Annotated in this window: 15 protein-coding genes; all 15 read right to left on the bottom strand. The window is 66.8% G+C overall.

All coding sequences use genetic code 11. The annotated features are described in order from the left end of the window. Positions 1-15 precede the first annotated feature (15 nt). Positions 16-1,326: a cell division protein FtsA gene (ftsA, locus tag PV773_RS03590; protein ID WP_347965032.1), complete on the bottom strand. Its 1,311-nt coding sequence runs from the start codon at positions 1,324-1,326 to the stop codon at positions 16-18. Further along, complete coding sequence (locus PV773_RS03585; protein ID WP_347965031.1) at positions 1,323-2,264, bottom strand: cell division protein FtsQ/DivIB; 942 nt, start codon at positions 2,262-2,264, stop codon at positions 1,323-1,325. The genes ftsA and PV773_RS03585 overlap by 4 nt, the downstream gene beginning before the upstream one ends. After that, entirely contained in the window at positions 2,252-3,178 is a 927-nt protein-coding gene (locus tag PV773_RS03580) for a D-alanine--D-alanine ligase (RefSeq protein WP_347965030.1), read from the bottom strand. Before PV773_RS03580 ends, PV773_RS03585 begins: the two co-directional genes overlap by 13 nt. A gap of 317 nt (positions 3,179-3,495) precedes the next feature. Beyond that, complete coding sequence (murB, locus tag PV773_RS03575) at positions 3,496-4,506, bottom strand: UDP-N-acetylmuramate dehydrogenase (protein ID WP_347965029.1); 1,011 nt, start codon at positions 4,504-4,506, stop codon at positions 3,496-3,498. After that, positions 4,461-5,867 carry a UDP-N-acetylmuramate--L-alanine ligase gene (murC, locus tag PV773_RS03570; RefSeq protein WP_347965028.1) on the bottom strand — a complete coding sequence of 469 codons (1,407 nt, stop codon included), beginning with the start codon at positions 5,865-5,867 and terminating at the stop codon, positions 4,461-4,463. The genes murB and murC overlap by 46 nt, the downstream gene beginning before the upstream one ends. Next, on the bottom strand, positions 5,864-6,991 hold the full coding sequence (gene murG / locus PV773_RS03565) for an undecaprenyldiphospho-muramoylpentapeptide beta-N-acetylglucosaminyltransferase (RefSeq protein ID WP_347965027.1): 1,128 nt from the start codon (positions 6,989-6,991) through the stop codon (positions 5,864-5,866). The genes murC and murG overlap by 4 nt, the downstream gene beginning before the upstream one ends. A 1-nt stretch (position 6,992) precedes the next feature. Next, entirely contained in the window at positions 6,993-8,147 is a 1,155-nt protein-coding gene (ftsW, locus tag PV773_RS03560; RefSeq protein ID WP_347965026.1) for a putative lipid II flippase FtsW, read from the bottom strand. Beyond that, positions 8,144-9,547 carry a UDP-N-acetylmuramoyl-L-alanine--D-glutamate ligase gene (gene murD / locus PV773_RS03555; RefSeq protein WP_347965025.1) on the bottom strand — a complete coding sequence of 468 codons (1,404 nt, stop codon included), beginning with the start codon at positions 9,545-9,547 and terminating at the stop codon, positions 8,144-8,146. Before murD ends, ftsW begins: the two co-directional genes overlap by 4 nt. A gap of 7 nt (positions 9,548-9,554) precedes the next feature. Then, positions 9,555-10,637: a phospho-N-acetylmuramoyl-pentapeptide-transferase gene (gene mraY, locus PV773_RS03550; protein WP_340038738.1), complete on the bottom strand. Its 1,083-nt coding sequence runs from the start codon at positions 10,635-10,637 to the stop codon at positions 9,555-9,557. A gap of 24 nt (positions 10,638-10,661) precedes the next feature. Beyond that, on the bottom strand, positions 10,662-12,095 hold the full coding sequence (locus PV773_RS03545; protein ID WP_347965024.1) for a UDP-N-acetylmuramoylalanyl-D-glutamyl-2,6-diaminopimelate--D-alanyl-D-alanine ligase: 1,434 nt from the start codon (positions 12,093-12,095) through the stop codon (positions 10,662-10,664). After that, positions 12,092-13,546, bottom strand: a complete 1,455-nt coding sequence (locus PV773_RS03540) for a UDP-N-acetylmuramoyl-L-alanyl-D-glutamate--2,6-diaminopimelate ligase (protein ID WP_347965023.1) — start codon at positions 13,544-13,546, stop codon at positions 12,092-12,094. The genes PV773_RS03545 and PV773_RS03540 overlap by 4 nt, the downstream gene beginning before the upstream one ends. A gap of 48 nt (positions 13,547-13,594) precedes the next feature. Continuing rightward, positions 13,595-15,304 carry a penicillin-binding protein 2 gene (locus PV773_RS03535; protein ID WP_347965022.1) on the bottom strand — a complete coding sequence of 570 codons (1,710 nt, stop codon included), beginning with the start codon at positions 15,302-15,304 and terminating at the stop codon, positions 13,595-13,597. Then, the gene (locus PV773_RS03530) at positions 15,301-15,675 is read right to left on the bottom strand and encodes a hypothetical protein (protein ID WP_347965021.1); all 375 of its coding nucleotides are present in this window, start codon (positions 15,673-15,675) and stop codon (positions 15,301-15,303) included. The genes PV773_RS03535 and PV773_RS03530 overlap by 4 nt, the downstream gene beginning before the upstream one ends. A 5-nt stretch (positions 15,676-15,680) precedes the next feature. Then, entirely contained in the window at positions 15,681-16,697 is a 1,017-nt protein-coding gene (gene rsmH, locus PV773_RS03525) for a 16S rRNA (cytosine(1402)-N(4))-methyltransferase RsmH (RefSeq protein WP_347965020.1), read from the bottom strand. Beyond that, complete coding sequence (gene mraZ / locus PV773_RS03520; RefSeq protein WP_347965019.1) at positions 16,694-17,152, bottom strand: division/cell wall cluster transcriptional repressor MraZ; 459 nt, start codon at positions 17,150-17,152, stop codon at positions 16,694-16,696. The genes rsmH and mraZ overlap by 4 nt, the downstream gene beginning before the upstream one ends. Positions 17,153-17,182 lie beyond the last annotated feature (30 nt).

The raw sequence follows: 17,182 nt of genomic DNA, 5'->3' as shown, positions 1-17,182 counted from the left end.
GCCCCCGGTCAATTCCTAAAAACTGTCTCTCAACCACTGACTCATGCGATGCAGTTTTCCGCCCGTTCCCGTCGCCCTGTAACGGGAAATTCCCTTTGCCGCCTGGCTCTCGATGCCGGCCACCTGCGGATAGATCAGCAGTCCCACCGCGGTCGCGAAGGCCGGCCCCTTGGCCGCTTCCGGCAGGCCGGCCACGCCGAGCGGGCGGCCGATGCGCACATTGCGGCCTAGGATGCGGCGCGCCGCCTCGGGCAGGCCGACCAGCTGGCTCGCACCGCCGGTCAGCACGACTCGCTTGCCCACCGCGTTGCCGTAGCCCGACTTGTTGAGCCTGTCGCGGAGCAGTTCGAGCGTCTCGTCGATCCGGGCGCGGATGATGCGCGCCATCACCGAGCGCGGAATCTGCAGCGGCACGTCGCTGTCGTCGGCGCCGATCGGCTGGATGCTGACCAGGTCGCGGTCGTCGGCGCCGGCCGGCAAGGCCGAGCCGTGCATGACCTTGAGCCGCTCGGCGTCCTCCAGACGCGTCGACAGCCCCTTTGCGAGATCCATGGTCACGTGGTTGCCGCCGATAGGAATGGCGTCGGCATGGACGAACTTGCCTTCGGCGAAGACCGACAGCGTGGTCGTGCCGCCGCCCATGTCGATGCAGGCGGCACCCATCTCCAGCTCGTCGTCGACGAGTGCGGCCAGGCCGCTGGCGTAGGGCGTCGCCACCATCTGCTCGACCGACAGGTGCGAGCGGTTGATGCAGAGTTCGAGGTTGCGCAGCGGCGCCAAGTCCCCGCTCAGCACGTGCATGTCGACACCGAGCGTCTCGCCGACCATGCCGCGCGGATCGCGCACGCCACGCTCGGCGTCGAGCGAGAAGGCGACGGGCAAGGAGTGGATCACCTCGCGCTCGGACCGCAACGCCTGCTTGGCACCGGCCGCGAGCACGCGGCTGACATCCGCTTCCTCGACTTCGTGGCCGCCGAGATTGACGGTCGCCGAGAAGGCGTCGCTCTTGATGCGGCCGGCAGAGAGATTGACGATCAGCGAGTCGGCGGTAAGCCCGGCCATGCGCTCGGCGGCGTCGACCGCCAGCCGGATCGCATGCTCGGCGCGGTCGAGGTCGACGACCACGCCCGATTTCACGCCTTGCGACTTCTGGTGGCCGATGCCGATGACCTGCGCCTGATGTGTGCGGCCCTTGAGCAACTGGCTGCCCACGGCAGGCTTCAGCTTGGCCACCACGCAGCAGACCTTGTTCGACCCCACATCGAGCACGGTAAGGATGCCCGAGCGACGTGAAGCTGCATCCTTCTGACCGCCTAGCCAGCTCATATTCTCTTCTCCGCCTTAGCCTTGACGGTCTTTGGCTTGTTCTTCAGCTCGGCCGCGCGGCGCTCGACGGCCTCGGGCGTGAGCTGCACGACCAGCCGGTCGCCAAGACGCATGTCCACGGCCGAGATGTCCCGGCTCAAAAGCCCGTTGTCGCGATCCAGCGCCATCAGTTCGGCAAGCGCCGATTCGACGCCGAATTCCGGCAGCTTGACCGTAATCCCGTTGTCGAGCCTGAGGTCCCAGCGGCGCTCGCCGACGCGGATATAGCTCCTGACGCGCGGCGCCAGCCCCGGCACCTTCTGCACCTGTGCCACGAAACCTGCGGCCTGCTCGGCGGCACCCAGCCCCACCACCATCGGCAGCATCAACTGGCTGCCGCCCGTGAAGGGGGCGATCACCCCGCCCGACTTGTCCACCACGCTGAGCTGGCGGCCATGCTGCCAGATCGCGAAGGCTTCGCGCTCGTCGATGCGGATCTCGATCGAATTGGGATAGACCTTGCGTACGTCGGCGCCGCGCACCCAGGGCAGGCTGACGATGCGCTCGCGCGCCTCGCCGGCATCGAAGCCGACGAGAGAGGTCCAGCCGTTGAGCTCGAGCTTGTCGAGGATATCGATCTCGGAGGTCTCGCGGTTGCCCGAAACCTTGATCTGGTCGACCGCGAAGCCGCTGCGCGCCGTCACCCCCTGAATCATCGTCGGGAAGTGGCCGCCCACATAGGCGCCGTAGAGGGAACTCGCAGCCAGGAAGGAAACCGTCATGATCGACGCCGCATAGCGCGGCGGCGTGAAGTCCCCGCGCCCGAAGCGCGACAGGAAACGGACCGGCTTGCGCAGATACCGCGGCAGCACGAAATGCTCCGCCGACAGGGACAGCCCGAAGGGACCCGGCTTCGCGCCGTGCACCTCCCTGTCATATCCCGTCTTCAACGCAAACACGAAGCGTCCTCCACCATCCAACTCAACAACTCACCAAACGAATGCCCGGCTTGGGCGGCAATCTCGGGCACCAGCGACGTCGGCGTCATGCCGGGTTGCGTATTGACCTCCAGCCAGACGACCTCCCCGTTTTCGGAATGGCGGTCGTCGTACCGGAAGTCAGACCGGGAGACGCCCCGGCACCCGATCGCTTGGTGAGCCTTGAGCGCCAGTCTTTGTATTTTTTGGTAAATAATCGGTGAAACTTTCGCGGGGCATTCGTGCTTTGATCCGCCCGGCACGTATTTTGAATCGTAATCGTAGAAGGCATGCCCCGTCGGCACGATCTCGCAGACGCCCAGCGCCACGTCGCCCATCACCGCGCAGGTCAACTCGCGGCCATGGATGTAGCGCTCCACCATGACCGCCTCGCCGTAGCGCCACTCGGGCGACGAGATGATCTGCGGCGGATGCGACTGATCCTCCTTCACGATCACCACGCCGAAGCTCGACCCCTCGGCCACCGGCTTCACCACATAGGGCGGCGCCATCGGATGCTCGTTGCGGATGGTGAAGCGGTCGAGAACCCTGGATTCGGCCACCGGAATGCCCGCTGCCCTGGCAACCTTCTTGGACTGCTCCTTGTTCATGGCGAGCGCCGAGGCCAGCACGCCCGAATGGGTGTAGGGGATGGCGAGGAATTCGAGGATGCCCTGGATCGTGCCGTCCTCGCCGAAGGGACCATGCAGGGCATTGAACGCAACGTCCGGCTTGAGCGCCGAAAGCACGGTGCCGACATCGCGCCCGACATCGACGCGGCTGACCCGGTAGCCTACCTGCTCGAGCTCATCCGCGCAGGCATTCCCGGACGAAAGGGACACGGGCCGCTCGGACGAGAATCCACCCATCAGGACAGCAACGTGCTTCGACTTCATCTTGCGAGAATCCCCTCTCAACTCAGCACGCAACGCCTTGTTTCCAAAGACTGAATCCGACCTGTCCGGAAGTGGAACCTCCGGATGAAAACGCGGGCCACGCGTCACGCGACTCAAATCAGGAAACGCTTTAGGTCAGAGAATCAGAGACTTGATTCCGTGGCAAGTGCCGATTGGAAATCATTGCGAATTCGTGACCCGGGCGAATCCCGGGCGCCCTCGGATTGGCAACGGCGAGGGGCGAAATTCGGGCAGCAAAAAGCCCCCGGCGCCATGGGCATCGGGGGCTGCGCGGAAACGTTGCTGGGTCAGTCTCCCTATAGCATTTGCCCAAGGAACTCCTGCACTTCGTGACCCTGTTTGAACCTGCCGATGCGCTTGATCTCCCACTGCAGGCGGATGCCGGAATGCTCCAGCACGCGGCCGCGCACGGTCTCGCCGAGATATTCGAGGTCGTAGCCGGTGGCCGTGCCGGTGTTGATCATGAAGTTGCAGTGCATCGGCGACATCTGCGCGCCGCCGATCATCAGGCCCCGGCATCCGGCCTTGTCGATTTCCTTCCAGGCGGAGGTGCCCTCGGGATTCTTGAAGGTCGAGCCGCCGGTCTTCTCGCGGATCGGCTGCACCGTCTCGCGATGATGCTGGACCGCGTCCATGGCTGCCTTGATCGCGTCCTTGTCCTCGCCATAGCCCTCGAACAGCGCCGAAGTGAAAATCAGGCCGGGCGCGGCCGACGAATGGCGGTAGCTGTAGCCCATGTCGGCGTTGGAGAGCACGTGCAGGTTGCCGGCGCGGTCGAGCGCTCGCACCTCGACGACGCGCTCGCGCGTCTCGACGCCGTTGGCGCCCGCATTCATGCGCAGCGCCCCGCCGATGGCTCCGGGGATGCCGTGGTAGAAATGGAAGCCGCCTATGCCGCTGTCGTGGGCGAGTGCCGCCACGCGCTTGTCGGGCGTCGCCGCCCCTGCCCGGATCTGCGTGTCCGACACCGTCTCGGCTTCGCCGAAACCCTTCGCCGACAACCTCACCACGAAGCCGGGAATTCCGCCCTCGCGCACCAGGAGGTTGGAGCCGATGCCCACCACCATGACCGGGATTTCCTCCGGCACGGCCTTCAGGAACGCCGCGAGATCCTCTTCGTCGGCCGGCTGGAACAGCGCGTCGGCGATGCCGCCGGCGCGGAACCAGGTGATCTTCTCCATCTCGGCATTGACGGTCATGCGCCCGCGCAGGCCCGACAGCCGATCGGCGAGTTTGGCGAGAAGCGCTTCTCCTCCGCCCGTCACGACCCACCCCCGGCGAGTTCGCCCGGCAGGGCATAGGCCCATTGCGTGATGTTGCCGGCGCCGAGGAAGACGACGAAATCGCCCGGCTTGGCAAGCTCGCGCACGATCGGCGCGACTGCCGCTGCCCCGTCGATGTAGCGGGCGTCGCGATGGCCGCCGGCGCGGATGCGCGCGGTCAACGCCTCGGAGTTGACGCCGTCGATGGCATCTTCGCCCGCGGCATAGACCGGCGCGACCATGACCGTGTCGGCGTCGTTGAAGCACGCCGCGAAGTCGTCGAACAGATCATGCAGGCGGGTGAAGCGGTGCGGCTGGGCGATGGCGATGACGCGCCCCCCGGTGGCCTCGCGCGCCGCCCTGAGCACCGCCTTGATCTCGACCGGATGGTGGCCGTAGTCGTCGAACACCTCGACGCCGTTCCAGCTGCCGGTGTGCGTGAAGCGGCGCTTGACGCCGCCGAAGGACGACAGCCCGCGCTTCACCGCCTCGGCGGAAATGCCGAGCTCGGTCGCAACGGCGATCGCAGCCGTGGCGTTGGAGACGTTGTGGCGGCCTGGCATCGGCAGGCGAAGGCCTTCGATGGTCGTCGACGACGCCGACTTGCGGTTGCGGATGACCACGTCGAAGACCGAGACCGCGCCGTCCATGCGGTGGTTGGTGAAGCGCACGTCGGCTTGCGCGTTCTCGCCATAGGTGATGACGCGGCGATCCTCGATATGGCTGACCAGCGCCTGCACCTCGGGATGGTCGGTGCACATCACGCCGAAGCCGTAGAAGGGGACGTTCTCGACGAACTGGCGGAACGCGTCGCGCACCTTGTCGAACGTGCCGTAGTGGTCGAGGTGCTCCGGGTCGATATTGGTGACGACGGCGACGTCGGCCGGCAGCTTGAGGAAGGTGCCGTCGCTCTCGTCCGCCTCGACGACCATCCACTCGCCCTCGCCCATGCGCGCATTGGTGCCGTAGGCGTTGATGATGCCGCCGTTGATGACGGTCGGGTCGAGGCCGCCGGCGTCGAGCAGCGTCGCCACCATCGATGTGGTGGTCGTCTTGCCGTGCGTGCCGCCGATCGCCACCGCATTGCGGAAGCGCATCAGCTCGGCCAGCATCTCGGCACGACGGACGATCGGCAGCAGCTTTTCGCGCGCCGCCTTGAGTTCCGGGTTGGACTTCTTGATCGCGGTCGACACCACGATCACCTCGGCGTCGCCCAGGTTCTCGGCCTTGTGGCCGACGAAGCAGTCGATGCCCTTGGCGCGCAGGCGCTGCACGTTGGCGCTGTCGGCCTGGTCCGACCCCTGCACCTTGTAGCCGAGATTGTGCAGCACTTCGGCGATACCGCTCATGCCGATGCCGCCAATGCCGATGAAATGAACGAGACCGATGGTCTGCGGCATCTTCATGGCCGCACTCCCTTCTTGAATTCAGCAACGGGTATGCCGGAGGCAATAGCCTCTGCGAGGTCGGCGAGCAACCTCGTGGCATCCGCCCTGCCCACTGACCTCGCGGCAGCCGCCATCGCCGCCATCCGCTCCGGCTCGACCATCGCGGCGCCGAGAAGGGCAGCGATGCGCTCGGTCGACAGCGTCGACTGCGGGTGCACCTCCGCGCCGCCCGCAGCTGCAAGCCGTGCCGCATTCGCCGCCTGGTCGTGGTCGAGCGCGTGCGGATAGGGCACCAGCAGCGCCGGCCGGCCGATCACCGAAATCTCGGAGACCGTCGACGCGCCAGAGCGCGAGATCACCAGATGGGCAGCGGCCATGCGCTGCGCCATGTCGGTGAAGAACGGCGAGACGTCGGCCTCGATGCCGAGCCTGGCGTAGGCCGCCTTGACCTTGTCGGCGTCCTCGGCGCGGGCCTGCTGGGTGACCCGGAGCCGCTTGCGCTGCGCCTCCGGCAGCATCGCGATCGCGCCCGGCACGGCATCGGAAAAGAACTGCGCACCCTGGCTGCCGCCGAAGACCAGCAGGTTGAAGCGGTCCGAAGCGCCGGAAGCCGCATAGGGCGCCTTGGCCGCCTCGATCACCGCGGGACGCACCGGATTGCCCGTCACCACGGTCTTGGCGCTGTTGGCGCCCGTGTTCTCCGGCAGGAAACCGCCGGCAATGGCGTCGACCCTGCCCGCCAGCGCCCTGTTGGCGCGACCCATCACGGCGTTCTGCTCGTGCACCATGGCCGGCACGCTGCGCCGTGTCGCAGCGTAGAGCGGCGGCAGCGTCGGATAGCCGCCGAAGCCGATCACCACCGCCGGCTTGATCCTGGCGATGACCCGGGACGCCTCGCGCACGCCCCGCCAGATGCTCCAGAACGCGCGCAGCAGCGCTATCGGGTTCTTGGAGCCGATCGTCGCCGAGGGAATGGGATGGATGGCCGCTGCCGGGAATTTTCCGGCGAAGCGCTCCGCCCGGTCGTCGGTGGCGAGGTGCACCTGCCAGCCGCGCGCCGTCAGTTCGTGCGCCAGCGCCTCGGCGGGAAAGAGATGGCCGCCGGTCCCCCCGGCGGCAAGCATGACGGTACCCTTGGCCATCTTATTCGGCCGGGAGCATGCGCCGGCTGTCCGCGCCGAAGCCCGTCTGCCTGAGCTTTTCCGGCTTCTTGCGGGTCAGCGCCAAGACCATGCCCATGGACATGGCGATCGCGATCAGCGAGGAGCCGCCATAGGAGATGAACGGCAGCGTCATGCCCTTGGCGGGCATCAGCTGCAGGTTCACGCTCATGTTGATGATCGCCTGGAAGCCGAACACCACGACGAGCCCCGCCACCGCATAGCGGGTGAAGTCGTCCTGCTCCTTGAGCGCCGTCCTCAAACCACGCAGCACGATGAAGGCGAAGATCGACATGATGGCGAGCAGCAGCACGATGCCGAACTCCTCGCCCGCGACCGAGAAGATGAAGTCGGCATGACTGTCGGGAATGACGCGCTTGACCACGCCCTCGCCGGGCCCGACGCCGAACCAGCCGCCGCTGACGATCGCTTCGCGCCCCATGTCGACCTGGAAAGTATCGCCTTCGCCAGTGAGGAAGCGGTCGATACGGCCGGCGACGTGCGGGAAGAACATGTAGGCAGCAAAGCCGCCGCCGGCGCCGAGCGCGCCGAGCGTGATGATCCAGAACCAGGACATGCCGGCCATGAAGAACATGACGCCCCAGGTTCCCAGCACCAGCATGGTCTGGCCGAAGTCCGGCTGCGCCATGAGCAGCGCAAGCACGACGCCGAGCAGGATCATGGCGAAGAGGTTGCCCGGAATTTCGTGATGGCGCTCATGCTCCGACATCAGCCAGGCGGAGATCACGACGAAGGCGGGCTTGAGGAATTCCGACGGCTGGATGGAGAGGCCGGCGAGCGAGACCCAGCGCCGCGCGCCCTTGACCTCGACGCCCACGAAGAGCACCGCCACCATCAGCACCAGCATGATGCCGAGCATGATGATCGACAGGCGCCTGATCTGCCGCACATCGAGGAAGGAGACCGCGATCATCACCATCAGGGCCGGGATGGTGAAGATGATCTGGCGCGTGGCGAAATGGAACATGTCGAGGCCGATGCGCTGTGCCACCGCCGGGCTCGCGGCGAATGAAAGCACGATGCCCAGCCCCATCAGCATGAGGAACGCCGCGAGGAACCATCTGTCGACGGTCCACCACCACATGGCGACGGGACTTCTGTCGAGACGACTGATCATGGCCTTGCCCCTCCGATAGCGCTGACGCCATCAATAGCATTCACAGCTTGCCTGAAGGCTTCGCCGCGGACCTCGAAATTCTTGAACTGGTCGAAGCTGGCGCAGGCCGGCGACAGCAGCACCACCGCCTCGCCGCTGTCGTCCTTGGCCGCGTCTTCCGCGGCGTGCTCGACTGCGGCAGCCAGCGTTCCGGCGATCTCATAAGGCACCGCCTCGCCCAATGTCGCGGCGAAGGCCGGCGCGGCCTCGCCGATGAGATAGGCGCGCGCGATGCGCGGGAAGAAGCTGCGCAGCGGCTCGATGCCACCTTCCTTCGGCAGGCCGCCGGCGATCCAGTAGATGCGCTGGAAGCTCGACAGGGCCGGTGCCGCGGCATCCGCATTGGTCGCCTTGGAATCGTTGACGAACAGCACGTGCCCCTTGCGCCCCACCTGCTCCATGCGGTGGGCAAGGCCGGGAAAGCTCTCGAGCCCTGCCTGGATTTCCCCGAGGTCCAGGCCGACCCTGAGGCAGGCGGCGACGGCCGCGAGCGCATTCTGGGCATTGTGCTGGCCGCGCAGTGAGCCGATGCCTTCCAGGAAGGCGATGCGGCTGTAGCGCCCGTCGATCGCCTCCATCAGGTCGGTGCCGTCGGCGAAGTAGCCGTCTGTCAGCGGCAGGCGCTTGGAGATGCGGACCACGTCCTTGCCGGCGCGTTCCAGCCGGTCGGCGATCTGGGCGCAATAGACGTCGTCGACCCCGACGATCGCCGTGTCGCTGCCTGCAACCAGCCTTTCCTTGATCGAGGCGTAGTGCTGCATGGTACCGTGGCGGTCGAGATGGTCCGGCGTCAGGTTGAGCAGGATGCCGGCCGTCGGATTGACCGAAGGGGCCAGGTCGATTTGGTAGGAGGAGCACTCCACGACGTAGTGCCGGCCGGCCTCGGGCGGGTCGAGCGTCATCACCGCCCGGCCGATATTGCCGCCCATCTGGGTGTCGCGCCCGGCCGACTGCAGGATATGGGCGGTCAGCGCCGTGGTCGTCGACTTGCCGTTGGTGCCGGTGATCGCCACGAAGGGCGCGGTCGGCGCAGTGGCCAGCCGCTCGCGCGCGAACAGCTCGATGTCGCCGATCACCTCGACGCCGGCGCCGCGGGCCAGTTCCACCGTCCAGTGCGGTTTGGGATGGGTCAGCGGCACCCCGGGCGACAGCACGAAGGACGCGACGGCCGACCAGTCGATGCCGCGCAGGTCGGCCGTGGCTATGCCGTCGGCCGCGGCCCTGGCCACGCTCTCGGGGTTGTCGTCCCAGGCTACGACCTGCGCCCCGCCCTCGGCCAAGGACCGTGCAGTGGCGATGCCGGAACCGCCGAGCCCGAAAAGTGCTACCTGCTTGCCGGCAAATGAGGTGGCTCGGATCATCGCAGCCTCAGCGCAGCTTGAGAGTGGACAGGCCGATCAGCGCCAGGATGACGGCAATGATCCAGAAGCGGATGACCACCTGGCTCTCGGTCCAGCCCAGTTTCTCGAAATGATGGTGGATCGGCGCCATCAGGAACACCCGGCGGCCGGTGAGCTTGAAGAAGCCCACCTGGATGATGACCGACAGCGCCTCCATGACGAACAGGCCGCCGACGATGGCCATGACGATCTCGTGCTTGGTGGCGACCGCCACCGTGCCGATCAGCCCGCCGAGTGCCAGCGAGCCGGTGTCGCCCATGAAGATGGCGGCGGGCGGCGCGTTGAACCAGAGGAAGCCGAGGCCGGCGCCGATGACCGCGCCCAGGATGACCGCCAGTTCGCCGGTGCCGGGCACGAAGTGGATCTGCAGGTACTCTGCGAAGACGGCGTTACCCGACAGGTAGGCGATGACGCCGAAGGACGCCGCGGCGATCATGATCGGCACGATGGCGAGCCCGTCGAGGCCGTCCGTCAGGTTCACCGCATTGCCGGCGCCGACCACCACGAAACAGGCGAAGGGAATGAAGAACCAGCCCAGGTTGAGCAGGAAATCCTTGATGAACGGGAAGGTCAGCGACGACGAGAACGGCGCCTGGCCGTTCTGCATGATGATCCAGGCGGCGATGGCGGCGATCACGAACTCGATGCCCAGGCGCGCCTTGCCCGAAAAGCCGAGATGCGATTGCTTGGTGACCTTCAGATAGTCGTCGTAGAAGCCGATGGCGCCGAAGCCGAGCGTCACGAACAGCACCACCCAGACATAGACGCTGGCGATGTTGGCCCAGAGCAGCGTCGACCCGATGATGCCGGAGAGGATCATCAGGCCGCCCATGGTCGGCGTGCCCGCCTTCTTGAAATGGGTCTGCGGTCCGTCGGCGCGGATCGGCTGGCCCTTGCCCTGCCTCAGGCGCAGCGAGTTGATGATGGCCGGCCCGAAGATGAAGACGATCAGCGCGGACGTGATCAGCGCCCCGCCGGTCCGGAAGGTGATGTAGCGGAAGACGTTGAAGAACGAGACCTTGTCCGCGAAATCGACAAGCAGAGTTAGCATGCGTATCCGTCCCCCGAGACCTTGTCAGGTCGGTGTGGTGTTGCCGGCATGAGCCGGGAAAGTCTTGATCATTGCGTCGACCAGCCGGGAAAAGCCGATGCCCTTCGACGATTTGATCATGATGGCGTCGCCGGGGCGCACCGTGCTCAGAAGCACCGGCTTGAGTTCCTCGACGCCGGCACGATACTCCGCCTTGAACCCCTCGGGCAGCGTATCGGCAAGGGCCTTCATCTCCGGGCCGGCGAGCAGCACCATGTCGGTCCTGGTCGAGCCGATCAGTTCCGCCAGCGCCGAATGCAGCCTGGCCGAATGTGCGCCCAGCTCCAGCATGTCGCCAAGCACGGCGATGCGCCTGCCGCCGGCGACGACGGGCGTGGCGTCGAGAAGCTCGATCGCCGCCTTCATCGAGGCCGGATTGGCGTTGTAGCTTTCGTCGATCAGCGTGATCGGTCCGTTCGGCAGGTGCAGGATGTGGCGCTGGCCGCGCCCGCTGGCCGCCGACATCGAGGCGAGCGCGGTCGCGACGGTGGGCACGTCGGCGCCACAGAGATGCGCCGCTCCCAGCACCGCGAGCGCGTTCTGGACCACATGGCGTCCCGGCACGCCAACGCGGGCCGGCACGTCGCGGCCGGCGACGCGCGCGACGATCATCGAGTGATCGGCCTCGAGCGTGCATTTGAGCAGCCGGAAGGTCGCGCGCGCGTTCTCGCCGTAGCTCATCACGTTGTCGATGCCGGCCGCGCGGGCGAACTTCTCCAGCAGCTTGAAGCGGCCGTCGTCGCGGTTGAGCAGCACCGCTCCGCCGGGCTCCACCCCTTCGAATATCTCGGCCTTGGCCTTGGCGATCTCGTCGAGGCTGCGGAAGAAACCGAGATGGGCGGCCGCGATCAGCGTGATGATCGCGATATGCGGCCGCACCATGCGCACCAGCGGGCTGATCTCGCCGGGATGGTTCATGCCGATCTCGAAGACGGCGTAGTCGCTGTCCTCGGGCATGCGCGCCAGCGTCAGCGGCACGCCCCAGTGGTTGTTGAACGAGGCGACCGAGGCATGCACCTTGCCGACCGAGGACAGCGCATGCCGCAGCGCCTCCTTGGTGCTGGTCTTGCCGACCGAACCGGTGACGGCGATGATGCGCGCGCGCGACCGGGCACGCGCCGCGACGCCGGCCTTCTCGAGTGCCGCGAGCACGTCGGGCACCACGATCATCGGCGCCGTCAGCCGGCCGAGCGCCGGCAGCTTGCTCTCGGCGACGACCAGAAGCCCCGCCCCCGCCTTGATGGCGGCGGTGGCAAAGTCGTGGCCGTCCATCGTGTCGCCCCTGATGGCGAAGAAGGCATCGCCCGGCTCGAGGCTGCGGCTGTCGATGGAAATGCCGGTGATGCCTTCCGGCATCTGCCCGAACGGGCGGCCGCCCGTCGCCTCGACAAGTGCCTCGGAGGTCCACAGCAGGCTCATGCCGGGCTCCCGGCGAGCGCCTTGCGCACTTCCTCATGGTCCGAAAAATGCAGCGTCTGGCTGCCGATCGTCTGGCCTTCCTCGTGCCCCTTGCCGGCGACGATCAGCGTGTCGCCCTCGTGCAGCATGGCGACAGCCTCGTGGATCGCCCGGCGCCGGTCGCCGATCTCGATCGCGCCGGGTGCGGCGGCCATGATCGCCGCGCGGATGGTTTCGGGAACCTCGGAACGCGGATTGTCGTCGGTCACGATGGTGACGTCCGCCAGCCGCGTCGCGATCTCGCCCATGATCGGGCGCTTGCCGCGGTCGCGGTCGCCGCCGCAGCCGAAGACCACGATGACCCGGCCCGTCGTGAACGGCCGCACCGAAGCGAGCACGTTCTCGAGTGCATCAGGCTTGTGGGCGTAGTCGACATAGACGGGCGCCCCGGCCGCGGTGGTGCCGACGAGGTCGAGCCGGCCCGGAGCCCCCTTGAGGTGCTCGAGCGCCGCCAGCGCCCTGGCTGCGTCCGTTCCGGTCGCGATAGCCAGCCCCGCCGCCACCAGCGAGTTGGCGACCTGGAAGTCGCCGGCCAGCGGCAGGTCGACTTCGTGGATGACGCCGCCGCATTCGATCTCGGCGCGCTGCCGGTGGCGTTCGTGCTCCACCCGCTTCAGGCTGAGGAATTCGCCGTGCCTGCCGACCGTCAGCACCTCGAGGCCGGCTGCGCGCGCGGCTTCGATCGTCGGCTGCGACCATGCATCGTCGGCGAAGATCACCGCCGGCGCGCCCTTGGGCAGCAGCGTGTCGAACAGGCGCAGCTTGGCGCGCAGATAGTCTTCGACCGTCGGGTGGTAGTCCATGTGGTCGCGGCCGAGATTGGTGAAGCCGCCGGCTGCGAGCCGCACGCCATCCAGGCGGCGCTGGTCGAGGCCGTGGCTCGACGCTTCCATCGAGGCGTGCGTCACGCCCGCGTCGGCGAGTTCGGCCAGGAGCCTGTGCAGCGCCACCGGGTCCGGCGTGGTCAGTTGGCCGTATTCGTTGCGGCCCGGCGCCACGACACCCGTCGTGCCGATGCTGGCCGCGGCAAAGCCCGCCTGCTCCCAGATCTGGCGCGTGAAGGCGGCGACCGAGGTCTTGCCGCTGGTGCCGGTGACGGCAACCATGGTCCCGGGCTGGCGGCCATAGAACCTGGCCGCGCTCAGAGCCAGGGCCTGGCGCGGGTCGTCGACCAGGATGACGGGCACGCTCACCGTCGAAATCTGGGTTTCCTTCGAGGCAATCACGGCGAGTGCGCCACGTTTGGCCGCATCGGCGGCATAGGCAGCACCGTCGGCCTTGCTGCCGGGCAGGGCAAAAAACAGCGTTCCCGGCGTCACCTGCCGCGAATCCGAGGAAACCCCGCTCGCCTCGACATCGTGGGACAGAACCCCATCGACGGGCAGGATACCGGCAAGGTCTTTTATTTTCATCGAGTTCCGTTCGTCATAAAGCGGCGCGTTCTTTGGCGCGCCTGAGAATCAAGGGTAGGAAGCCAGCGTTGCCTCACCTTCTTGGCCGAATTCTGGCTTCACGCCAAGCAGCGGGGCCGAGCGCCGGATAATGTTGGACGCCATCGGCGCGGCCGTGAGACCGGCCGTGGCCGAGCGGGTGGAACCTTCCATCTTCGGCTCGTCGATGATGGTCAGCACCAGGTACTTCGGATCTTCCATCGGGAAGGCGGCAACGAAGGCATTGAAGTTCTTTTCCTTCGAATAGCGCCCGTTGACAACCTTCTCGGCCGTACCCGTCTTGCCGCCGACGCGATAGCCGGGAACCGTGCCGCGCTTGCCGCCGCCCTCTTCGGCGTTGAGGCGGTAGAGATACTTCATGTCCTCGACGGTCTGCGACTTGACCACTTGCTTGCCGATCGCATTCGCCTCCTCCTGGGTGCGGATCAGGAAGGTCGGCGGCAGCAGCTTGCCGCCGTTCATCAGCGCGGCGGCGCCGACGGCCGTCTGCAGCGGCGTGGTCGAGAACCCATGCCCGAACGCGGCCGTGATCGAGTGCACCCTCTTCCAGACCTTCGGTTCGGTCGGCTTGGCGACCTCCGGCAGCTCCGTCTGCATCCGGTCGAGCAGCCCCATGCGCCTGAGGAATTCGCGATGCGCCTCGACGCCGACGGCCTCGGCCTCGCGCGCCGAGCCGATGTTGGAGGAGTAGATGAACACCTCGGGCACGCTGAGCACCCTGCCCTTGCCGCGGAAGTCGCGGATCGTCTGGCCGCCGATCTTGATCGGCTTGCTCGCGTCGAAGGTGCTCTGCAGCGTCACCTTGCCGGAATCCAGCGCCATCGAGGTGGTGAAGCTCTTGATGGTCGAGCCCATCTCGTAGAGGCCCGCCGACATCCGGTTCAGGCGATCCTGCTGCAGCGCGTTGAACGGGTTGTTGGGGTCGAAATCCGGGACCGAGCCCATGGCCAGCACTTCGCCGGTCCTGACGTCGAGGACGACGGCGCCCGCGGCGATGGCCCGGTACTTCTCGAGCGCGGCGACGATTTCGCTGCGCACGATGTGCTGCACGCGCAGGTCGATCGACAGCCTGACCGGCTTGAGGTCCTTGGCGACGGCCAGGCCCGAAGCCTGGAGATCGGCCAGGCCCTGGTCGTCGATGTACTTTTCCAGGCCGGAAATGCCCTTGTTGTCGACGTTGGTCAGCCCGATGATGTGGGAGGTGGTCTCGCCGGCCGGGTAGAAGCGGCGCTTCTCGGTGCGGAAGGCGATGCCGGGAATGCCCAGCGCCATGATCTCGGCCTGCTGCTTGGGCGTCAGCTGCCGCTTGAGCCAGACGAAGCCGGTGCCGCTCTTCAGCTTGTTGTAGGTCTGCTCGACGTCGAGATCCGGCAGCACGGTCGTCAGCTTCTCGATCGCCTCGTCGGCATCGACGATGCGGCGCGGCTCGGCAAACAGCGAGGCCGTCTTGATGTCGGTCGCCAGCACCTCGCCATAGCGGTCGACGATGTCGGGACGCGAGGCGGTCACGCGCGATTCCGGCCCGGCCGCGGCCTCTGGATCGAGCATGCCGAGATAGACGAGCCGGCCCGCGATGGTGGCGTAGATCGAGAAGAACACGACCATCGTCATGATGACGCGGTTGCGCGTGCGCCCGCCCGTCTTCTTGCGCGCGCTGTCGAACACGATCGCGGCGTCGCCTTCCGCCTTGCGCCGCTTTTTGCCCAGCCAGCCGATCATTGCGATATTCCCCCGGTCAAAATCTGGTCGAGCGTGGTGTCAGCCGTGCCGCCGGATGCTTCGCGCGTCAGGTCTTCGATGGTCAGCGGACGGGCGGGCAGCGCATCCAGGCCGACGATCTGGCGCGCGTCGACGGGCTGGAGCTTCAGCTCGGCCTGGTAGGCATCGGCAAGCGTCTGCAGGCGCGCCGGCTGGGTCAGCAGGCTCCAGTCGGCCTTCAGCAGGTCGATGGTGTCTTCCTCGAAGCGGATCTGCGCCTCGATCTTGTTGACGGCCTTGAGCTGGTTTTCGGCCTCGTCCTTGGTCTTGTAGGTGAACGCCGCGGCGGTAACCATCACGGCGATCAGGACCATGTCGCTGGTACGGAACACGAGTCTTACCTTTCTCCCGTCTGGCCGACGTCGGGAAGCTTCGGAAGCCCGAAGATTGAAAAATCCTCAGCGCGCGCCGGCGCGGCGGTGCGCACGGCAGCACGCAACTTGGCCGAGCGGGCACGCGGGTTGGCGGCGGTTTCGGCGTCGCCCGGCCCAACCGCGCCGCCCGACTTTTCGAAGGTCGTGGCGATCGTTTCGAGTTCCGGCATGTAGCGCGAGCGCGACGGCGCGCTCGACCGGTCGGCGATGAAGCGCTTGACGATGCGGTCTTCCAGCGAATGAAACGTCACGACGACCAGCCGCCCGCCGGGCTTGAGCGCGCACTCGGCGGCGAAGAGCGCCCGGGCCAGCTCGCCAAGCTCGTCGTTGACATAGATGCGCAGCGCCTGGAACACCCGCGTCGCCGGATGGATCTTGTCCTTCGGGCTGCGGCCGATATGGGTCTCGATCGCATCGGCGAGATCGAGCGTACGCTCGAAAGGGCGCTTCTCGCGGCGGCTTTCGATCATCCGCGCGATCCGTCCGGCGTGCCGCTCCTCGCCGAGGAAGCCGAAGATGCGCGCGAGATCGCCCGCCTTGAAGCGGTTGACGACATCGGCCGCGCTCGGTCCCGCCTGGGCCATGCGCATGTCGAGAGGACCGTCGGCGCGGAACGAGAAGCCGCGCGCGGCCTGGTCGAGCTGCATCGACGAGACGCCGATGTCGAGCACCACGCCATCGGCCTGGTCGACATGTTCGTCGAGACTGGAGAAGGGAGCCTGAACCAGCTTCAGCTTGCCGCCGGACTGGCTTTCGAGTGCCCTGCCCGCGGCGATCGCATCGGGGTCGCGGTCTATCGCCACCACCGAAGCGCCGGCCTCCAGGATCGCCCTGGTGTAGCCGCCGGCGCCAAAGGTGCCGTCCACATGCACTTCGCCTTCGGCGGGGCGAAGCGCTGCAAGCACTTCGGCAAGGAGAACCGGGACATGGCGGGCCGGGCCGCCGGTGGCCTGTTGGTCATCCCCGTGACCCGCCATCATTCCGGTCGCTCCCCTTGTGCCGTCCGATGCCGGACTTTCAGCAGCCGTGCGCGCACGTCCGCACCATGGGCACGCAGCCGCTCGGGCTCCCACATCTGGAAGAACTGCCCTCGCCCGACGAAAGCCACTTCCGCCGTGATCCCCGTGTGCTCGCGCAGAAAGTCCGAGACCGATATCCGCCCGTCCTGGTCGAGCTTCAGGAAAGTGCTGTCGCCATGAACGAAGAATGACATGTCGTCCGCCGTCTGCAGGAACGGATCCTCCTGCGCGATGCGCTGCTCGTAGCGGTCGAGCAGATCCAGCCCGCCCACGTCGAGTGCCGGCACGTCGAGCGCACGCAACGCATAGAGCTCGGTATAGCCACGCTTCTGCAGTACGGCACGGAAATGCGCCGGAACGGAGACCCGCCCCTTCGCATCGATCCTGTTCACCGCATTCGACAGAAACCGGTCCATCACATGATACGGCCGCTTCCGCTGCCGCGC

The organism is Mesorhizobium sp. CC13 (genome assembly GCF_039907765.1).
Taxonomy (GTDB): domain Bacteria; phylum Pseudomonadota; class Alphaproteobacteria; order Rhizobiales; family Rhizobiaceae; genus Aminobacter.
The sequence above is the reverse complement of the archived record's forward strand: the minus strand, read 5'-3'. Positions and strand labels throughout refer to the sequence as shown.

Coding starts and splice junctions, on each gene's coding strand:
- PV773_RS03540 (WP_347965023.1), bottom strand. CDS start 13,546: ATGAAAATAAAAGACCTTGCCGGTATCCTGCCCGTCGATGGGGTTCTG.
- ftsA (WP_347965032.1), bottom strand. CDS start 1,326: ATGAGCTGGCTAGGCGGTCAGAAGGATGCAGCTTCACGTCGCTCGGGC.
- PV773_RS03535 (WP_347965022.1), bottom strand. CDS start 15,304: ATGATCGGCTGGCTGGGCAAAAAGCGGCGCAAGGCGGAAGGCGACGCC.
- PV773_RS03580 (WP_347965030.1), bottom strand. CDS start 3,178: ATGAAGTCGAAGCACGTTGCTGTCCTGATGGGTGGATTCTCGTCCGAG.
- rsmH (WP_347965020.1), bottom strand. CDS start 16,697: ATGATGGCGGGTCACGGGGATGACCAACAGGCCACCGGCGGCCCGGCC.
- murB (WP_347965029.1), bottom strand. CDS start 4,506: ATGGGCCTATGCCCTGCCGGGCGAACTCGCCGGGGGTGGGTCGTGACG.
- mraY (WP_340038738.1), bottom strand. CDS start 10,637: ATGCTAACTCTGCTTGTCGATTTCGCGGACAAGGTCTCGTTCTTCAAC.
- murD (WP_347965025.1), bottom strand. CDS start 9,547: ATGATCCGAGCCACCTCATTTGCCGGCAAGCAGGTAGCACTTTTCGGG.
- murC (WP_347965028.1), bottom strand. CDS start 5,867: ATGAAGATGCCGCAGACCATCGGTCTCGTTCATTTCATCGGCATTGGC.
- PV773_RS03545 (WP_347965024.1), bottom strand. CDS start 12,095: ATGAGCCTGCTGTGGACCTCCGAGGCACTTGTCGAGGCGACGGGCGGC.
- murG (WP_347965027.1), bottom strand. CDS start 6,991: ATGGCCAAGGGTACCGTCATGCTTGCCGCCGGGGGGACCGGCGGCCAT.
- mraZ (WP_347965019.1), bottom strand. CDS start 17,152: ATGGACCGGTTTCTGTCGAATGCGGTGAACAGGATCGATGCGAAGGGG.
- ftsW (WP_347965026.1), bottom strand. CDS start 8,147: ATGATCAGTCGTCTCGACAGAAGTCCCGTCGCCATGTGGTGGTGGACC.